We start from the raw sequence: 15,932 nt of genomic DNA, 5'->3' as shown, positions 1-15,932 counted from the left end.
TCAGGTCCTAGCGCCCGCAAGGGTGTGGAAGTTCGAGTCTTCTCTTGGGCACCAATAAAAAGCCGTTGATCTCTGATCAACGGCTTTTTCCATTGCTGCGTGTCTCGTTCAATTTTCTTGTGCCTAGCCTTCCTCAGCACGCACAGCCAATGAAGCACCTGCATTGCGATCCAGGCGCCAGAAGAAGAAGACCGAAAGCAGGGTCAGTACTCCCATCACCACAAAAGACCATGCGAAATCGCTGCTCTGCAAGACAATGTGCTCCTGGATACCGGCGACCACCTGCAAGCTCATGGCCGCAAATGTAACACCAAAACCAGCGGCCAATTGCTGGGCTACGCTGGACAAGCTGGTTGCGTGGCTCATTTTCACCTGCCCGACATCGGCAAATGCAATTGCATTCAGACTGGTAAATTGCAGCGAGCGCAGAAACCCACCCAGCACGAACACCAGCAACATCACCCAATGGGGTGTATCAGGGCGAAATAAACCATACGCAGCCATCGACAGGGCAACAAACACCGCATTCCAGCTCAGCACGCTCTTGAAACCAAATCGCTCCAGCACCCTGGAGACGATGGTTTTCATAAAGATGGCCCCCACCGCCGTGGAGCAAGTCAGCAAGCCAGACTCGAAGGGGGAGTAGCCAAAACCCAGCTGCAACATCAAAGGCAGTAAAAACGGGGTGGCACCAATTCCCATACGAATGAGAAAACCACCCAAGACACTGGCATGAAAGGTGGGTAGCCGTAGCAAAGACAAATCAAGCAGCGGTTCTTTCACGCGCCGGTAGTGCAGCAGATACCCCAGTAGCATGATGAGCCCCAGCACACTAACGCCCAGAGACAGCGTCGCTGACAACATATGCTTGCCTTCGGTCGCCAATCCCAGCATCAATAGAGACAGACCAACACCCGTCAATACAAAGCCGGTCTTGTCCAATGCCGGCACATTCTCATCACGCAGATTTTCGATATAACGCCCAGCCAACAGCATGCCAAGAATGCCAATCGGTATATTGATAAAGAAAATCCAGCGCCAGTGGAAATAAGTAGTGATGAAGCCCCCAAGCGGCGGGCCGATTACCGGCCCCAGCAGGGCTGGAATAGTCAGATAGCTTAGCGCTCTGACTAGTTCATCCTTGCGCGTGGTGCGCAGGATGACCAAGCGCCCGACCGGCACCATCATGGCCCCGCCTATCCCCTGCACGAAGCGTGCCAGCACAAAAGACTCAAGCGAAGCACTGAGCCCACACAGGACGGAGCCCGCCATGAAAACCAAAATGGCTGAACGAAAAATACGTCTGGCACCAAAACGGTCTGCCATCCAGCCACTGATCGGAATGAATACGGCAAGGCTCACCAGATAAGAGGTCAGCGCCAGCTTGAGTGCTACCGGGTCAACCAGCAAATCCTGTGCAATGGCGGGCAAGGAGGTGGAAATCACCGTGGCATCCATGTTTTCCATGAATAGCGCGGTGGCAATGATAAGCGGCGTCAGCATGCCGCTGGCAACAAGAAACTGCATGGTGTCATGTGTACTGATGCGTGAATCGAATTTCAGTCTAACAGCTTGACCAAATCCAGCAGCAAGGATGTTACAAACAAATGTTGCGTACAAGCTGAATGCAACAGGGCAGCTCACGGCTGCCCTGTTTATCCGGCCTGCGAGTATCAGTGCTGTGGCAGGTTCAGTGCATTACTGAGATCCCCCATTGGTACCGAACCATTGGCACGCAAGCCGGCATCACGCTCCAAAACGCCAGGCAAGGGTTGCAGATCGAAACGGCGAGTCAGGAAGCGCAGGATGGAGCCGGTATCATACTGCGTGTGATCGACAAAGCCTTTACGGGCATACGGAGAGATGATGATGGCAGGAATACGGCTACCAGGCCCCCAGCGGTCGCCTTGCGGAACGGGTGCATGGTCGTAGATACCGCCGTTTTCGTCGTAAGTGACCACGATCAGCATGTTTTTCCACTGCGGGCTCTGCTGCAGGCGGGCAATCACCTGAGCAATGTGTTCGTCACCATCCGCCACGCTGGCATAGCCTGCATGCTGGTTGACATTACCTTGCGGTTTATAGAATGAAACCGCTGGCAGCTTGCCGGTTTGTGCAGCCTGCAAGAATTCTGCATCAAAATCCTTCAGATGCGCCTGACGATTTGCCTGCCGGGTCTGCGGATCGAAATCAGCGTAATAGTTAAAAGGCTGGTGGTGCGGCTGGAAGTTTGGCGTACTTCCGTTGTAAATATTGCTGCGCGCAGCCAGTGCCGCATTCCAGCCACCGGCATACCATGCCCAGCTGACACCTCTGGCACTGAGCCTGTCGCCGATGGTTGGGCCGGTTTGTGCCGGCAATGTTGTTGCCTTGGCCGTATCTGCATACTGACTGCTACCATTGGCCGCAGGCGCATTACCGCTGGGCTGGTATAGCGGTTGCATGGTATTGACCGCGTAGAACATGCCCTGCTTGTCTTTTGGCGTCAGGTTACCGTCGTTCTTGTAAGTTGCCTTGCCATCCAGAACAGATGCCTTGGCACCGGGGGCGGGAGTCAGGCGCAAGAAGCGGCCCTGCTCATCCGTGTCGATGGCAGAAATGGAATCACGAGCGGGAGAGTCCACCGCATCGGCATGGGGATACTGTGGTGCACAGGCACAGATCAGGTATTGGTGATTAAGAAAGGAACCACCAAATGCACCCATGAAGAAGTTGTCGGCCAAAGTGTACTGACGCGCCAGCTTCCACAAGGCCATTTTGCTGCCGTCGTAATAAGCCATGCTCAGACCGCCGGCATCGGAATAAGCCGCAAATTTGTCATTGGTACCGCCATTGATCTGCATCTGGTTGTTATAGAAGCGATGCACCAGATCTCGCGTCGTCACCTCCTGCGACACGACGGTGGTGCTGCCTTGCACCCCCTTGGGATCATCCAGCGGGAAAGGACGGTTTGGCCAACCCATGGTTTGCGACTGCGGCAAGGTGACGGCCTGTCCGGCAGCGGTCAGCCCACCCCATGTCGGTGGCAGTACCGGCAGTACTGAACCATCAAAATCCTTCTGCGGCACATAGCTGCCACGGGAAGATGGATTTACACCAGGAATACCATTGGCACCGGGGAACAGGCCATACAGATTATCGAACGCACGGTTTTCCGCAAAAATCACCACCACATTCTGAATGGCATCAAGGGAGCCGGTGGTCACCGGCGCTGTTGCGGGCATGCTGTTACAACCAGCAACCGCAATTGCCAGTGCGATCGGGGCCAACAGGGGCTTGCAGTATGTCATGTCCATTTCCTTATGCTGAGACTGCCGATTGTGCCTTCACCTTGTTGCACGATGATGATGGATTAAAAACCCAGAGTATTGCGCCAGGCAAGGGACAAGCCACTGACCGGAGTAAGGGTGACTGTGTCATCACGCCGTGATGAAACTGCGCTATGTTGCAACACTATCTTTGATGATCAATCACCATGTATCAACGCTCTGAACGACTCCATTTACCTTTGTTGCTTGGTTTTCTGCTTATCTGCAGCCTTGGTGCATGCCAGCAGACCGGAGGGCAGCAACAGGCCAGTATGCGCTCAGGCATTTATGCGGTCAGCTCGCAACAAGAGAGCCAACAGCTCAGCCAGCTTGGACGCCAGCTATTCTTTGAACCCGCACTATCGGCAAGTGGCAAGCAATCGTGTGCCAGCTGCCACAGCCCGGAACATGCTTATGGTCCTGCGGATGGCCGGTCAGTTCAGTTTGGCGGTATCGATGGCAAACAGATGGGCAGTCGCGCGGTACCGTCATTGCGCTATTTACAGACGGTTCCACCGTTTAGTGAGCACTTTCGCGATAACGATGGCAATGACAGTGAGGATGCAGGTCCAACCGGCGGTTTTACCTGGGATGGTCGTGCGGCCAGCACACACGAGCAGGCACGCATTCCGCTACTGGCGGCCAATGAAATGGCCAATAGCAGTAGTGATCAGGTGATAAGGCAATTACAGGAGAGCCCGAGTGCCGCTGCCTTTGCGGCTGTCTTTGGCAAGGATATTTTCCAGAAGCGACAGCAGGCATTCGACAAACTGGTACTGGCGCTGGAGGTGTTCCAGCAAAGTCCAGCCGACTTTTACCCCTACAGCAGCAAATACGATGACTGGCTCAGAGGCAAAGCCGCACTCAGCAGCCAGGAATTACGCGGACTACAACTGTTCAACGCCCCTGACAAGGGTAACTGCGCGGCCTGCCATCTGAGCGAACGTCAGGCCGATGGGGCATTTCCTGCATTCAGTGATTTTGGCCTGATCGCACTGGGCGTACCGCGTAACCGCCAGCTGACGGTCAACCAAGATCCGGAATATTACGATCTGGGCTTATGCGGACCACTGCGTCAGGATATGCAGAAAGCAGAGTATTGCGGGCTATTCCGCACCCCCTCATTACGTAATGTCGCTACTCGCAAGGTCTTTTTCCATAACGGCGTGCTCCATGATTTACGCCAGGTATTGGAGTTTTATGCCAGCCGCGATACCCAGCCGGAAAAGTGGTATTCGGTCCAAGCCAATGGCAAGCCATCCGTATTTGATGACCTGCCGGTCAGCTATCACGCCAACATTAACCGAGAAGCACCCTTTGGCGGAAAGAAGGGCGGCAAGCCTGCGCTGAGTGAAAGTGAAATCAGCGATATGCTAGCTTTCCTGAGTACGCTTAGCGATGCAGATGCTCGGCCAGCGAAGACAGCACGCTAGTTATTTGACTACTTATACCGTCAGGGCGGGCACATCCGACTTGCCCAGCATGGTGGAGAGAACCTCAACCACCAGTTGGTGGTCCTCCCGCTGCGGCAAGCCAGACACCACAACGGAGCCGATGCAGCCACTGCCACGCAGCCGTAGCGGGAAGCCACCGCCATGTGTGGCATGATCGGCCAGTGACAGACCGTTTTTCTCCTGCAGGCTGGATTGTTGCCGTTGCAAATCCAACCCTACAGCCAAAGAACTGCGTTCGAACTTCTGCACCACATTATGCTTGCGACGCGCCCAGTCTTCATTATTGGCGGTAGCACCTGCCATCAAACAGTGGAAACGCCGGATCTGATTGACCATCACCACAATGGCCAGCGTAGCACCACGCCGCACCGCCTCCTCACGTAGCAGACAACCCAGTTGCCATGCCATATCGGCATCAAACTGCTCAAACTGCAGGCACGCTTCCTGCGCGGCAATGATTTGCAAATCCTGTTCGAGACTCATGCCAATATCTCCTCGGCCAGCACTTCCCTGCCCTGCTCTGCACTGTGTACCGCTCTTTCCAGCCAGTCCATCACATGAGCGGCCTCAGTCGCGGTTACCGGATTACCGGCAGCGCCCCGGATGGCAGCTGCAATCTGCTGATAGTAACAACGATAGTCGCCAGCCAAATTAACCAGCGGCTCGGTTCGGGAGACATCGCCTTCAGCCACGATCAACTGACCTGGCAGAGGATCGACACCCCAGTCTGCCCCGCCTGCCGGCTTGCCCTGCTTCAAGTCCGCTTCCTGGGTATCCAATCCGTACTTGATATAGCTGGCCAGTTCACCATGCACGGCAAAACGCGGGATGCCACCACTCACCAGGCATGAACCATGCAGCACGACGTGGGTAGACGGGTAACGCAGCTGCACATGGAAGTAGTCAGTTGCCTTGGCACTCTGGCGCTGTGCGGCCAGATACGCACTGACGCCTAGCGGTTGCCCGAACAACTGCAAGGCCTGATCCAGAACGTGCGGTCCCAGGTCATACCACAAGCCGCTGCCAGCTCCGCCCTGCTCGCGCCAGCGCTGGCGCACTTCTGGCCGGTAACGATCAAAATGTGACGCAAACTGGCTGATCTGCCCAAGCCGACCACTCTGCAATACTTGCTGCAAGGAAAGAAAATCCGCATCCCAGCGCCGGTTATGAAATACCGACAACAACCGGCCCTGCTTGCTAGCCAGGGCATCCAGCTGCCTTGCCTCGCTTACCGTGACGGTAAAGGGCTTGTCCACCACCACATGCTTACCTGCCAGCAAGGCTGCCTGCGCCTGCTGGAAGTGCAAATCATTCGGCGTTGCAATGACGACCAGATCGACTGCGGTATCCTGCAAAGCCTGCTCCAGCGTTGGCCAGCCACGTGCCAGAGGCCAGTCAGTGGCCAGCTGTTCAGGCTTGCTGCTGACAATGCCATACAAGCGTAAATCCCGGCAGGCAGCAATCAATGGGGCATGGAAGGTTTTGCCGGCATATCCATAGCCGAGCAGTACAGCGTTCAGAGGTGTGGACATGTCTTTTCCGGGAAGAGCTCATACTGGGGTATGGCTGGGTGACAAGAGACTGCGCCATCAATGTTAGCGCTATCTTACCGGTGTTGGCGCATAAAAAAACCCACCGCCATGGGTGGGTTTTGTGGAGTGGAGCGCAATTACAGCCCGTAGGGGTGGCGCAGCACGATGGTTTCTTCACGGTCAGGACCGGTGGAAACGATATCGATTGGCGCACCACAGACTTCTTCAATACGCTTCAGATAAGCTTGGGCATTGGCCGGCAGATCTTCCCAGCGCTTGGCACCAACGGTGGAGTCGGTCCAGCCCGGCATGGTTTCGTATACCGGTTCGCACTTGGTCACCGCGTCGGAACCGAAGGGCAGGATGTCGATTTTCTTGCCATCCAGCATATAGCCAGTACACAGCTGGATTTCTTCCAGGCCATCCATCACGTCCAGCTTCATCACGCACAGACCGGATACACCGTTGATCTGGATGGAGCGCTTCAGTGCAGCTGCATCAAACCAGCCACAGCGACGCGGACGACCGGTCACCGAACCAAACTCATTACCGCGCTTGGCCAGGAAGGTACCGATTTCGTTTTCCTGCTCGCTCGGGAAGGGACCAGAACCCACGCGGGTGCAGTAGCCCTTCACGATGCCCAGCACATAGCTCAGCATCTGCGGCGGTACGCCAGCACCCGGAGCGGCGGCACCGGCCACACAGTTGGACGAGGTGACAAACGGGTAGGTACCGTGGTCGATATCCAGCAGCGTGCCTTGTGCCCCTTCAAACAAGATGGGGATACCAGCCTTGTCCATGTCATACAGGGTGCGGGATACATCGGCGACCATCGGCTTGATGCGCTCGGCCAGCTTCATGGTATTGGCCAGGATTTCTTCGTAACTTACCGGTTCGGCCTTCAGCAGATTGGTCAGCAGGAAGTTGTAGTAATCAACGTTTTCCTTCAGCTTGCTGGCAAAGCGTTCCGGGTTGAACAGGTCGATCACCTTCAGCGCGCGACGGGCTACCTTGTCTTCATAACAAGGGCCAATGCCACGGCCAGTGGTGCCGATCTTGCCAGCGCCCAACGAAGCTTCACGCGCCTGATCCAGGGCAACGTGGTAGGGCAGGATCAGCGGGCAGCCTTCGGCAATCTTCAGGCGGGCCGAGGCGTTAACGCCAGCAGCTTCCAGCTCGTCGATTTCTTTGAGCAGTGCTTCAGGCGACAGCACCACACCGTTACCGATGAAACATTCCACGCCTTCACGCAGGATGCCGGACGGAATCAGGCGTAGCACGGTTTTCTTGCCACCTACCACCAGAGTATGGCCAGCATTGTGACCACCCTGGAAACGTACCACAGCACGTGCGTGGTCGGTCAGCCAGTCAACGATCTTGCCCTTGCCTTCATCACCCCATTGGGTACCGATCACGACAACATTCTTGGACATTGGAAAAACCTCTTCTTCAGTCAAACTAAAAATCAGTTAAACGGGACGATCTGCCAGCCATCAGCGGCCGGAATCAGTTCACGGTTGCAGCCGATGGCTTCGGCTGATTCCCCCAGGTAATCAATGATCACCACTTCACCACTGGTACGCAGGCGCTCGACTTCTGCCTGCGCTGCGGGAAGGTGGCGATTGGAAACGCGAATGCCCATGGCACTACCGCGCTCCGGCAGAATCTGGATCAGGTCGCGCAGATCCAGACTGAAACCAGTAGCAGGACGGGCGCGGCCAAAACGGCGACCGACATTATCATAGCGGCCACCACGGGCCAGCTCTACCGCCCAGCCAGGGGCATAGGCAGCAAAAATCAAACCGGTATGGTAGTGCGTACCGCGCAGCTCGGACAGATCAAAGCTGATGGCAACACGGCCTTCAAATGCACGGGCAATGGCGGTCAGTTGCATGAGTGCCAGCTCGACTTCCGGCAGAGACGGCAGACGGGTACGGGCTTTTTCCAGCACGGCTGCCGGGCCATATAGCTCTGGCAGGGCCAGGAAGGCTGAGCGATATGGCTCAGCCAGGCTGGCAACTTGTTCGGCAATGCTGGCGGCATCCTTATTTTGCAGCACGGCAAACAATTCACGCGTGGCCTGTGGCGACAGGCCAGCCGCATTGGCAAGGCCACGGAAGATGGCGGTATGGCCCACATCCAAACGCAGCTGCGGCACCTTGACCTGATCCAGTGTCGACAGCATCAGTTCGATGATTTCGATGTCCGCCTCGATACCGGCATAGCCGTACAGTTCGGCACCAACCTGCATGGGCTGGCGCGAGCTCATCAAGCCATTTGGACGGGTATGCACCACGCTGCCGGCATAGCACAGGCGGGTCACGCCAGTGCGATGGCCCAGCAGATGGGCGTCGATACGTGCCACCTGCGGCGTAATATCCGCACGCAATCCAAGCTGATGACCGGAGAGTTGATCGTCCAGCTTGAAGGTTTTCAGATCCAGCGCGGTATCGCCTTCAGCGATCAGCGAATCGACGTATTCGATCAGCGGCGGGAGGACCAATTCATAGCCTGCACAGCGGAATTGTTCCAGCATTGCCGCCTTGGCAGACTCTACCTGGCGGGCAGTGGCGGGCAGAATGTCCGCAATGTATTCGGGTAACAGCCAGTTACGCATATTCCGTTTTCGACAAATAAAAGGCGGGATTCATCACCCCGCCCTGTTTACGGCAAACTGGCCGGGGTGTCCGGCCAGTCATGAAAACTGATTGTGGAATCAAGACAACGCTTACTTGCCCTTGCTGGCAGCCTGCGGGTTCTTGAAGTACTTGAAGAACTCGCTGTTCGGGTCCAGCACCATGACATCGCTCTTGTTCTTGAACGATTCCTTGTAGGCATCCATGCTGCGCCAGAAGGCATAGAACTCCGGACTGCGACCATACGCTTCAGCATAAATTGCCGCCGCCTTGGCATCGCCCGCGCCTTTCAGCTGCTGTGCCTTGTTGTAGGCCTCGGCAAGGATGACGTCGCGTTGCTTCTCTGCTTCAGCCCGGATGCGTTCGGCGTCTGCTGCACCTTCGCTGCGCAACTGGCTGGCGACGGTACGGCGCTCAGACTGCATGCGGTCATAGACAGAGCTGCTTATTTTATCCGGAAAATCGACACGTTTTAAGCGCACATCGAGAATTTCCACGCCTATTTTACGCGCATCTGCGTCAGCGCGCTTGCGAACTGTCTCCATTACCTCGTCGCGCTTGCCGGAAATCACATCAGCAACCGTCTTCTGGCCGAACTCGGCGCGCAGTCCGTCATTGATGGTTTGCTTCAGGCGGGCAACCGCAGCGGCTTCCGAACCCACACTCTTGTAGAACTGTTCGACATCGACAATGCGCCATTTTACATAGCTATCCACCAGCACGTTTTTCTTCTCGCGGGTGTTGAACAGCTCCGGTGCTTCGGCATCGATGGTCAGTACGCGACTATCGAAATAGCGCACATTCTGCAGCAGGGGGATCTTGAACTGAATACCTGGCTGCTTGATAACACGTTCTACCTCACCAAATTGAAACACCATGGCGTACTGGCGTTGATCGACGGTGAACAGCGACAGGCTGGCGAGAAACAGGATGGCAAGTACGGCAAGTAAGGTTGGCATGAGTTTTTGCATGTCAGCGCTCCCCACCGAGAATGTCACGGCTGCGACCAAAGTCACGGCCACTCTTGTTGTTGCGTGCAGCCGGAGCCGGCGGGGTGGTAGCCGGTGCAGTACTTGGTGTCGAAGCCGCAACGGAAGCACCATTGGATGCCGCAGAAGTGGCGGCCTGAGTCAATTTGTCCAACGGCAGATAAAGCAGACTGTTACCGCCCTTCTGATCGACAATTACCTTGCTGGTGGAACTCATCACTTGCTGCATCATGTCCAGATAAAGGCGGTCACGCATGACCTTGGGTGCCTTGTTGTATTCCGACAACACTTGCTTGAAACGTGAGGCATCGCCTTCAGCCTGTGCGACAACTTTCTGCTGGTAGGCTTCGGCTTCCTGCTCCAGCCGGGCAGCCATCCCCTTGGCCTTGGGTACCACGTCGTTGGCGTAAGCCAGACCTTCGTTGCGTAGCTTGTCCTTGTCCTGACCGGCCTTGACCGCATCGTCAAAAGCAGCCAGCACTTGCTCTGGCGGTTGTACCGCGTTGATGTTGACCTTGGCAATGCGTACGCCCAGGCCGTAGCGATCCAGAATGTCCTGAATTACTTTTTGTGCGTCAGCAGCAATCTGGGCCCGGCCTTCATTGAGCACGAAATCCACCTTGTTGCGCCCGACCACTTCACGAATTGCGGTTTCGGTTGCCTGCTTGACGATATCGTTGGCATTGCGGTCTGCCGCTGCATTATTGAATAGGAAGGCCTTGGGGTCTTTAACGTCGTATTGCACGGACAATTGCACATCAATGATGTTCTGGTCTGCCGTCAGCATCAACGACTCTTCCGGCACCTTGTTCTTGGCATTGCTGCGATAACCCACTTCCACGCTGCGCAGCTCGGTCAGGTTGACGATTTCCACCTTCTCAAAAGGATAAGGGGCATGCCACTGCAAGCCAGGATCGGTTACGCGGCTAAAACTGCCCATGCGCAACACCACGCCCTGCTCTTTGGCATCCACAACATAAAAACCGCTGCCCAGCCATAGGGCTGCCAGCACACCGACAACGGCAATAGCCCCTCCCTTGAAGGCGGCCTTTGGCTCTGGGCCTGGCTGGCCGCCAGCAGGAGGTCGCGCGCCCAGCAATCGCGCCAGACGCTGATTCAAGTTGCGGAAAACTTCGTCTAGATCCGGCGGGCCATCACTGCCCTGACGCCCCCGGTTTGGATCATTCTGCGACATATTCGTCTTGTTCTTCGTGTTGGTTATCAGGTGACTGCAGACGTTCGGCAAGGGCTTCACGCAAGAGTTCCAACCCTTCTCCGGTGAGCGCGGACAACCGAACGCTCTGGATTTCATTCAGTTCATCGCGCTCGATGGCTGCAGGCAACTGGCGCAAATCGGTCTTGTTCCACACAATCAGCTGCGGCACGGACTCGGCACCAATTTCTGCCAATACCTTGTTGACCTCTTCGATTTGCACATCACGCAGTGGATTGGATGAGTCCACCACATGCAGCAGCAAATCGGCCTGAATGGTTTCTTCTAGTGTGGCGCGGAAAGCAGCAACCAGGGTATGCGGCAAATCCCGGATAAAACCGACAGTATCGGAAACAATGATGGAGGTTTCCGTATTGAGGAACAGTTTGCGGCTAGTAGTATCCAGGGTGGCAAACAGCTGGTCAGCTGCATAGGCACGTGCCTTGGTCAAGGCATTGAACAAGGTGGACTTACCCGCGTTGGTGTAACCAACAATGGATACCGAAGCAATACCGGTACGCTGCCGTCCTCTACGCTGGGTGTTGCGCTGTTTTTGTACCTGGGCCAGACGTTCTTTCAGTGCCTTGACCCGGTTACCCAGCAAACGGCGGTCGGTTTCCAGCTGGCTTTCACCAGGACCACGCAGGCCGATACCGCCTTTCTGACGTTCAAGGTGAGTCCAGCCGCGCACCAGCCTGGTGGCGATGTGCGAGAGCTGTGCCAGTTCCACCTGCAGCTTGCCTTCATGACTGCGGGCGCGCTGGGCAAAGATGTCCAGAATCAAGCTAGTCCGGTCGATGACCCGACATTGCAAGGCACGCTCCAAATTACGTTCCTGTGCCGGTGACAGCTGGTGGTTGAAAATCACCACATTGGCACCGGTTGCCCGTACCATCACACCGACTTCTTCCACCTTGCCCTTGCCAGCAAACAAGGCGGCATCCGGCCGTTGGCGCTTGCCCTGGATGATGCCGGTGACGGTGACATTAGCAGAGCGGACCAGCTCGGCACATTCGGCAACATTTTCCTGATGATCCGGATCACCAAAATCCAGACAGACCAGTACAGCCTGGTCTCCAATATCGGGACGATCAAACACAGTATTCGAAACCGTAGAAGAAGGTTCTGCTGCAGCAAATCAGCACTGTTGCAGCCGGACCTGGCATGAAAAAAGGCCGACAAACCGTGTCAGAATGACACAGCCTGGCGGCCCGTGGAGGATACAGCGCTCAGCCTGATCAGGCTTCTTGCTGATCCGGCTTCTGACCCGGATGTTCGTGCGGGATGTTTACCGGGCGGGCCGGTACCACGGTGGAGATGGCGTGCTTGTATACCATCTGGGTCACCGTGTTTTTCAACAGCACGACGTATTGGTCAAAAGACTCGACCTGACCCTGCAGCTTGATGCCGTTTACCAGGTAGATGGAAACCGGCACATGTTCCTTGCGCAGAATATTCAGGAACGGGTCTTGTAACATTTGCCCTTTAGAGCTCATTCGTTTTCTCCGAATCGTTGATTGTTGTATTAAGTAATCTTTTAAACCCGGCTGGCATGCTTATTTTTAGCAGAAAAAAACCCAGCCTACTATTTTTTACCACTCTTGCCCCAGCGCACTTCCTTCTCGCGTCCACGCAGCTTGGACATCGGTTTGGGCTTGGCTCTGGACTTTTCCTTGGAATCTTCAGTATCGAAGGGGTTTTCCGAGGTTTTGTACTGTACACGCAATGGTGTGCCCTGCAGTTTGAACACTTTACGGAAGGTATGTTCCAGATATCGTGTATAACTTGCCGGAATCGCATCCAGCGCATTGCCGTGAATGACGATAATAGGCGGATTCATCCCGCCCTGGTGAGCATAACGCATCTTGGGGCGCATCAGGCCCGAACGCGGCGGAGCCTGACGCTCAACTGCAACATTCAGCACACGAGTCAGCTTAGGCGTAGCCAGTTTTACCATGGCAGCCTGATAGGCTTCGTCGATGGACTTGAACAGATCAGCCACACCACGGCCTTCAATGGCGGAGATGTAGTGGAACTTGGCGAAATCCAGGAAGCTGATCTTGCGGGCGATATCCCGCTTGATGGTTTCCTTTTGTTCGAAATCCAGGTTGTCCCACTTGTTAACCGCCACCACCAGCGCCCGGCCTGCCTCAAGGGCAAAACCGGCAATGGTGGCATCCTGCTCGGAAATATCCAGCTGCGCATCCAGCACCAGTACCGCGACGTTGGCGTCTTCAATCGCCTTCATGGTCTTGATGACGGAAAACTTTTCGATAGCCTCGTTCACCTTGCCACGACGCCGCACACCGGCGGTATCGATAATGGTGTAGGTATGGCCTTCGCGCTCGAAATCAATATAGATACTGTCACGCGTGGTGCCGGCCTGGTCGAAGGCAATGACGCGCTCTTCGCCCAGAATGGCGTTTACCAGCGTGGACTTGCCCACATTGGGGCGACCGATGACGGCGAATTTCGGATGATAGCGGTCTTCTTCTTCCACTTCCTCCGGGAAGTCCTCCAGCACCATCTCCATCAGCTCGCGGACGCCATCACCATGTGCGGCGGAAATGACCAGCGGCTGGCCCAGTGCCAGTTCGTGGAATTCGGCGCCAGCAATGGCATGACTGATGCCTTCGGCCTTGTTGACGACCAGAAAGACCGGTCGGTCGATCTGACGCAGGCGGTTGGCAATGATCTTGTCCTGCGGGGTGATCCCGGTGCGACCATCCACCAGAAACACCACGGCATCGGCTTCATCCACAGCCTGCAGGGTTTGCTTGGCCATTTCAAACAGGATGCCTTCATCGACCACGGGTTCAAAACCACCGGTGTCCACCACCAGATACGGTTTCTCCCCCACACGACCATGGCCGTAATGGCGATCGCGGGTCAGGCCGGGCTGGTCGGCGACCAGGGCGTCACGGCTGCGGGTGAGCCGGTTGAAAAGGGTCGACTTGCCCACATTGGGGCGGCCGACCAGCGCTACGGTTGGTTTCATGGTTACAGCTTTTACTCAATCGACAGCAGCGACAGGCGACCATTCTGCCCCTGCACCAGGGCAGAAGAGCCCAGGGAGACGGGCTGGGCGACGGTACCTTCGCTGCCTAGTTTCACACGGCCCACCAGACTGCCGTTCTCGTTGGACAGCAGGTGGCCATAGCCTTCGCCATCGATCACCAGAACAAAACGTCCGAGCATGGCGGGGCCAGATACATTACGGAATTTCAGTGCGTCGGTTTTCCACAGATTGCGACCGGTGGTGCGATCATAAGCCCACACCGAACCGTCCTCTGCAGTGACATACAGCTTGCCGGCATCCAGTGCCACACCACGGCTGGATGACAGCTCTCTTGCCCACATCAGGCTGCCGCTCTTGGCATCGAAGCAGGCGACACGGCCCTGGTAGGCCACGCTGCATACCTGGCCGGCATCGTAGACCGGGCGGCTGGTAATGTCGGTGATGCGTTCCAGCTCGGTGGCACCGCGCGGGTTGGCAACCACACCTTCCCACAGGGTATTGCCATTGGCCGGGCTGATGATGTCGAGCTTGCCGCCAGGCAGGCCCACCATGACTGCTTCATTACCCACGGCCTGCATGGAGCCGGTATTACGCACCAGCAGTTGCGGCTGCGTGTGGGCTACCGACCATTGTTGCTTGCCATCGGCCAGGCTAAAGCCAGTCAGGCGACCATCATTGCTGCGGACCACCACCATGCCGGCAGCCACTTGCGGGGCTTCCAGTGCCACGCTGGTGAGGGTTTGCTCCCACAGCTGCTTGCCGCTGCTGCGCTCAACGGCCAGCAGCTTGCCATCCTGGGTTCCAACAATCACGGTGTCGCCAGCAACAGCGACGCCAGTGGACAGATCACGCTTGAGGGAAACCTCGGCGCTGACCCGGCCGGACAGCGCATCCACGGTGCGGATGCGACCGGAAGCATCGGCAGATACCACATTCCCGTTGGCATACACCGGGGAGAAGGCATTACCAGATGCGGCCTGCGACAGGCTCCACTTCACATTCAGGGCCTGGATGGGCTTGATGGCCGCCAGTGGTGTGGGTTTTGCAGCGGAAGAACTTTCAAACCAGCTGGCGCAGCCGGCCAGCAGGAACGAGGAAAGAACAGCAGTAACCAGCAATTGGCGGCGCATCAATTAACCTCCCAGTGCGTCGAGTTTGGTCTGAATGAACTGGCGGTTGGGCGATTCTCCCACCAGCTTGGCCAAGGCGGCCTTGTATGCATCACGCGCAGCGGCCTTGTCGCCCTTGCTAGCTTGCACATCGCCCTTCAAATCAAGGAACAATGCATCAAATGCGCTAGGGTGGGCCTGACCAAGTTCTGCAATGGCGGCATCGTAATGCTTCTGATCCAGCTGGATGGTGGCCAGACGCAGATGCGCCACCGCCACCATGGATTCATCCTTCACATTCTGCACTACCCAGCCAAGCTGGGCCTGGGCTGTGGCCAGATCGTTCTTTTCAAACGCAAGCTTGGCGGCCAGCAAGGCGGCATCTGCGGCATAAGCCGTACCGGCATAGTCGGACTGCAACAGTGCTGCCGCCGATTTCACCTTGCCAACATCCTGCGTCTGGGCTGCTTGCTCCACATCGGCAAATACCACGGCAGCCTTGCTGGCCTGTGCTGCCTGATAGTAGCCATAGCCCTTATAGCCCAGGTAAGCCACGCTGACGGCCAGTACCGCACCACCAATCAGTTTGCCCCATTGTTGCCAGAAGGCTTTCATGGAGTCGATCTGTTCCTGTTCCTGCAAGTCGTACGCCATTGCGCACCCCCCCTTATG

General features: G+C 56.4%; 14 protein-coding genes. 1 reads left to right on the top strand and 13 read right to left on the bottom strand.

All coding sequences use genetic code 11. The annotated features are described in order from the left end of the window. Positions 1 to 123: 123 nt before the first annotated feature. Both ACODR9_RS20585 and acpA read right to left on the bottom strand, forming a co-directional pair. Positions 124 to 1,503 (bottom strand): DHA2 family efflux MFS transporter permease subunit, encoded by a 1,380-nt coding sequence (locus ACODR9_RS20585; RefSeq protein WP_488811860.1) that lies wholly within the window; start codon positions 1,501 to 1,503, stop codon positions 124 to 126. 170 nt (positions 1,504 to 1,673) lie between these two features. Beyond that, entirely contained in the window at positions 1,674 to 3,290 is a 1,617-nt protein-coding gene (gene acpA, locus ACODR9_RS20580; RefSeq protein ID WP_488811858.1) for an acid phosphatase, read from the bottom strand. Positions 3,291 to 3,580: 290 nt separating this feature from the next. Here acpA and ACODR9_RS20575 point away from each other — a divergent pair, with 290 nt between their 5' ends. After that, on the top strand, positions 3,581 to 4,741 hold the full coding sequence (locus ACODR9_RS20575; RefSeq protein ID WP_488811856.1) for a cytochrome-c peroxidase: 1,161 nt from the start codon (positions 3,581 to 3,583) through the stop codon (positions 4,739 to 4,741). Positions 4,742 to 4,753: 12 nt separating this feature from the next. On the opposite strand, the gene ACODR9_RS20570 is transcribed toward ACODR9_RS20575, so the two are convergent. From ACODR9_RS20570 to ACODR9_RS20520, 11 genes are all read right to left on the bottom strand, one after another. Next, complete coding sequence (locus ACODR9_RS20570) at positions 4,754 to 5,245, bottom strand: heme-degrading domain-containing protein (RefSeq protein WP_488811854.1); 492 nt, start codon at positions 5,243 to 5,245, stop codon at positions 4,754 to 4,756. Beyond that, positions 5,242 to 6,294: an oxidoreductase gene (locus tag ACODR9_RS20565; protein ID WP_488811852.1), complete on the bottom strand. Its 1,053-nt coding sequence runs from the start codon at positions 6,292 to 6,294 to the stop codon at positions 5,242 to 5,244. The genes ACODR9_RS20570 and ACODR9_RS20565 overlap by 4 nt, the downstream gene beginning before the upstream one ends. A 137-nt stretch (positions 6,295 to 6,431) precedes the next feature. Further along, the gene (locus ACODR9_RS20560; protein ID WP_488811850.1) at positions 6,432 to 7,727 is read right to left on the bottom strand and encodes an adenylosuccinate synthase; all 1,296 of its coding nucleotides are present in this window, start codon (positions 7,725 to 7,727) and stop codon (positions 6,432 to 6,434) included. 32 nt (positions 7,728 to 7,759) lie between these two features. Further along, entirely contained in the window at positions 7,760 to 8,911 is a 1,152-nt protein-coding gene (locus tag ACODR9_RS20555; protein WP_488811848.1) for an ATP phosphoribosyltransferase regulatory subunit, read from the bottom strand. 111 nt (positions 8,912 to 9,022) lie between these two features. Next, a complete protein-coding gene (gene hflC, locus ACODR9_RS20550) occupies positions 9,023 to 9,889 on the bottom strand; it encodes a protease modulator HflC (RefSeq protein WP_488811846.1) in 867 nt (288 codons plus the stop codon). A gap of 13 nt (positions 9,890 to 9,902) precedes the next feature. After that, complete coding sequence (gene hflK / locus ACODR9_RS20545; RefSeq protein ID WP_488811844.1) at positions 9,903 to 11,114, bottom strand: FtsH protease activity modulator HflK; 1,212 nt, start codon at positions 11,112 to 11,114, stop codon at positions 9,903 to 9,905. After that, positions 11,101 to 12,231, bottom strand: a complete 1,131-nt coding sequence (hflX, locus tag ACODR9_RS20540; protein ID WP_488811842.1) for a ribosome rescue GTPase HflX — start codon at positions 12,229 to 12,231, stop codon at positions 11,101 to 11,103. Before hflX ends, hflK begins: the two co-directional genes overlap by 14 nt. Before the next feature lie 139 nt (positions 12,232 to 12,370). Next, a complete protein-coding gene (hfq, locus tag ACODR9_RS20535) occupies positions 12,371 to 12,628 on the bottom strand; it encodes an RNA chaperone Hfq (RefSeq protein WP_488811840.1) in 258 nt (85 codons plus the stop codon). An 89-nt stretch (positions 12,629 to 12,717) separates the two neighbouring features. After that, positions 12,718 to 14,130: a ribosome biogenesis GTPase Der gene (gene der, locus ACODR9_RS20530; protein WP_488811838.1), complete on the bottom strand. Its 1,413-nt coding sequence runs from the start codon at positions 14,128 to 14,130 to the stop codon at positions 12,718 to 12,720. Between the two features lie 11 nt (positions 14,131 to 14,141). Next, on the bottom strand, positions 14,142 to 15,281 hold the full coding sequence (gene bamB / locus ACODR9_RS20525; protein ID WP_488811836.1) for an outer membrane protein assembly factor BamB: 1,140 nt from the start codon (positions 15,279 to 15,281) through the stop codon (positions 14,142 to 14,144). 3 nt (positions 15,282 to 15,284) lie between these two features. Beyond that, complete coding sequence (locus ACODR9_RS20520) at positions 15,285 to 15,914, bottom strand: YfgM family protein (RefSeq protein ID WP_488811834.1); 630 nt, start codon at positions 15,912 to 15,914, stop codon at positions 15,285 to 15,287. Between the last annotated feature and the right edge of the window lie 18 nt (positions 15,915 to 15,932).

This window comes from Aquitalea sp. FG25 (assembly GCF_057809375.1).
This window is presented reverse-complemented; position numbering and strand designations above follow the sequence as displayed.